3 protein-coding genes are annotated in these 2972 nt (G+C 59.1%); 1 reads left to right on the top strand and 2 read right to left on the bottom strand.

What is annotated here, in order from left to right:
* Nucleotides 1-228: 228 nt before the first annotated feature.
* Nucleotides 229-1002, top strand: coding sequence for a 3-hydroxyacyl-CoA dehydrogenase (locus IRZ24_RS18805; RefSeq protein ID WP_297167800.1), 774 nt, complete (start codon nucleotides 229-231; stop codon nucleotides 1000-1002).
* A 341-nt stretch (nucleotides 1003-1343) separates the two neighbouring features.
* On the opposite strand, the gene IRZ24_RS18800 is transcribed toward IRZ24_RS18805, so the two are convergent.
* Together IRZ24_RS18800 and IRZ24_RS18795 are read right to left on the bottom strand one after the other, a co-directional pair.
* A complete protein-coding gene (locus IRZ24_RS18800; RefSeq protein WP_297167796.1) occupies nucleotides 1344-2327 on the bottom strand; it encodes a hypothetical protein in 984 nt (327 codons plus the stop codon).
* Nucleotides 2328-2611: 284 nt separating this feature from the next.
* A partial coding sequence (locus IRZ24_RS18795) for a hypothetical protein (protein ID WP_297167793.1) occupies nucleotides 2612-2972 on the bottom strand: 361 nt, incomplete at its 5' end.

The following is a 2972-nucleotide window of genomic DNA, read 5'->3' as shown; positions in this document are numbered from 1 at the left end:
GCCTGGGCGTGATATAGTAATAGTGCAGCGGACGCGAAGCCTTGGTACAGCGTCGACGCGCCTGATCAGCCCCTGCTCGCAGCTATTGGACGAGCAAAGCAAGCAAAGACGCTCCAGAGGCCAGTGCAGAGAGAGTGAATCAGGGGCGAGAAAGAAGAAAGGTGCGGTAAACGAGAAGCGGCTGGCTCAGCGTCCTGAATTCAAAAGCGAAGACAAGGGAGTATCAACGTGGAACTCAGCGGCAAAAGTGTCATGGTGACAGGAGGCGCCTCCGGCCTGGGGGCGGCCTGTGTGCGACTCTTCAGTCAAAGCGGCGCGCGTGTGCTCATTGCTGACATCAACAGTGAAGGTGGTCAAAAGCTGGCCCAGGAGATCGGACCTGCGGCGCGCTTTGTGCCAACGAATGTTGTTGAGGAAGCCTCGGTTCTGGCGGCACTCAAGGAGGCCCAAGAAGCCTTTGGCGGTCTGCATATCCTTGTAAACTGTGCCGGCATTGGTCTGGCTGAGCGCACCCTTGGCAAGCAGGGGCCTCACAGTCTTGAAACCTTCACGCGTGTCATTCAGGTCAATCTGATCGGCACCTTCAACGCTCTGCGTCTGGCGGCGCAGGTCATGAGTAATAACGAGCCGAACGCTGAGGGAGAGCGTGGGGTCATTATCAATACGGCCTCGGTGGCAGCTTTCGACGGCCAGATTGGCCAGGCTGCTTATTCGGCCTCTAAAGGTGGTATTGTTGGCATGACGCTCCCTGTGGCCCGCGATCTGGCACGCAACGGTATTCGAGTGGTCACCATTGCTCCTGGCATCTTTGACACGCCGCTGATGGCGGCTCTTCCCGAACCGGCGCGCGTCTCTCTGCTGCAACAGGCGCCCTTCCCGCCACGGCTGGGTAGACCGGAGGAATATGCTTTATTGGCGCGCCATATTGTTGAGAATCCGATGCTCAACGGTGAAGTCATCCGCCTGGATGGAGCGATTCGTCTGCCTTATCTGATCCGTTGAAGTTGTGAGCTGTAGTATATGCAGGGGCCGCCTGGGAAAGCATTGCAGCGCTCCTTTTTTCTTTCGATCAGTCGGGACACTGCTCAAGCCCGCTGAGCGATTAGAGTGAATGAACGAAAGAAGGCAAAATGAGTGCCTTGGAACCGGGCGGCCCCTATTTTGCTGTCGCCTCTCTGGAGGTGATCAGTGTGGTGGCCTGATCCGCAAGGGAGATCAGGGCGGCGGCAAAGAAAGGGCGAACATGGGCTGATCGCTGCTGCCATGAGGCTTCCCTTCCCTGTTAAGTCCCCCTGGAGCTACTGGCGAGGGACAGGTAGCGCGCGCATGTGAACCTATGAGCATTAGCCTGGCCAGTCCTGCAAGTAGTCTTCGAAGGGGGTATCGCGTGGGCCATCGCCGCCGATCTCGCAAATCCACTCATCGGCAAGGTGCCGTTCATAGTGCCAGCTTCCTTCGAGCACGACGAATAAGTCATGATCGGTGTGATCAGCAAGCATTTTCCAGAGGGCGCGGCTGAGCTGGTGCTGTTTGTGGTTAGGCTGGGAGGGGTCTTTCCCGTGCAGGAAGAAGAGGAGCTGCTTTTGCTCAGGGGGAAAGACCTGGCCCAGGAAAAGCATCTTATAGCACAAGGGGCAGAAGAGATGTGCGTAGCGGCTTGGGAGGAGGGCCTCTTGAGGAAAGGAAGTGGTTTCCGGGGGGGTGAGGATAGGGCCTTCATAGAGCGGGGCGTAGGTCTCGTGCAGGATACGGAGGGAGAGACGATGGTAGCGGTCGAGGGAGGCAGGCCGGCGGCGCTGCAGGAAGCGGGGGAGCCAGATGGAGACAGGGATAGGGTCGGGCACAAGAAGGGTGATGAGACCTTGCTGTTGAGAGGAGAGCTGGAGGGCGGCGCGCTGCAAAGTGTGTTCGAAGGCGAAGAAGGAAGAATAGGGCAGGCGAACGATCTCGTGGCTGGGGGAGGACGGCCAGAGAGTGGTAGAGGAGGCAAGGGGTTGTAAGCCCGGCCAGTCGCGGAGGTATGCCTCGAAGGAGAGAGCGCAAGGGCCAGAGCCGCCAATCTTCCGGCTGGCTGGGTCGTTGAGAAGGTTCTTATAGCTTGTGTCATCGCCCGTGAGGACATTCAAGCAGTGGCCCGCATGATCAGCGAGCATCTTCCAAAGGACGGTGTTGTAGATGCTCTGGCTGTGGGGCAGGTCACCCTCTTGGCCACTGTGGAAGTAGGCCACCAGATTAAAGATGCCCATGCTGCGATAGAAAGCTTTACCTAGAGAGAAGTAGACTTTACAGTCCATGCAGGCGAAGATGGCGTCAGCACTGTGACTCATCCCTGTCTAGCCTCCTTTCAGAAGAGTGCTATGGGTCAAGGAAAGCTGCTTCGCTTGCAAGCAGTCTGGCATGGGCTGCCGCCTGAGTGCGCTGGCTGGCGCACGGGCGAGCAGCTGTGTTGATCTGCTTGCTACGCAGGTTCGTCCAGGCAGCGGCGAAAGGGGCCAAGGTGCGCCTGGGTTAGTTCTTGGTCTTTAATCGGTTGCTGCTTACCCTCTCCGGCTCCTGGATGAGGAGAGGCCTGGCGGCCCGGAGATGGGTGGCGCCCGCCTGTATATAGATCTCAGCCTGGCCAGTTGTGCAAGTAGTCCTCGAAGGAGAGATCGGAGGGGCCATCGCTGCCGATCTCACAGGTACCGGCTTCGGCGAGCGTATGGGCATAGCGGGGGTCGTCCGAGACGAGGACGGACAGTTCATGCTCGGCGTGGTCGGCGAGCAGCTTCCAAAGAGCGCGGCTGAGGAGCTGCTGATGGTGGTTGGGCAGGGGAGGGTTGTTGCCGCGGAGGAAGAAGAGAGGGCGGCCTGCGTCGTCGAGGGAGGCGGAGCCGAGGAAGAGCATGACATGGCAGTTGTGACAGAAGAGGTGAGCGTAGGAGCTGGGCGTAGGAGGGAGCCAGGGTGCGGGAGAGGAGCAGGAAGGAGAG

The organism is Thermogemmatispora sp. (assembly GCF_019683755.1).
GTDB lineage: Bacteria > Chloroflexota > Ktedonobacteria > Ktedonobacterales > Ktedonobacteraceae > Thermogemmatispora.
The sequence above is the reverse complement of the archived record's forward strand: the minus strand, read 5'-3'. Positions and strand labels throughout refer to the sequence as shown.

Bases quoted from the DNA above. Each gene is read 5' to 3' on its own strand.
- IRZ24_RS18800 (WP_297167796.1), bottom strand. From the start codon at position 2,327: ATGAGTCACAGTGCTGACGCCATCTTCGCCTGCATGGACTGTAAAGTC.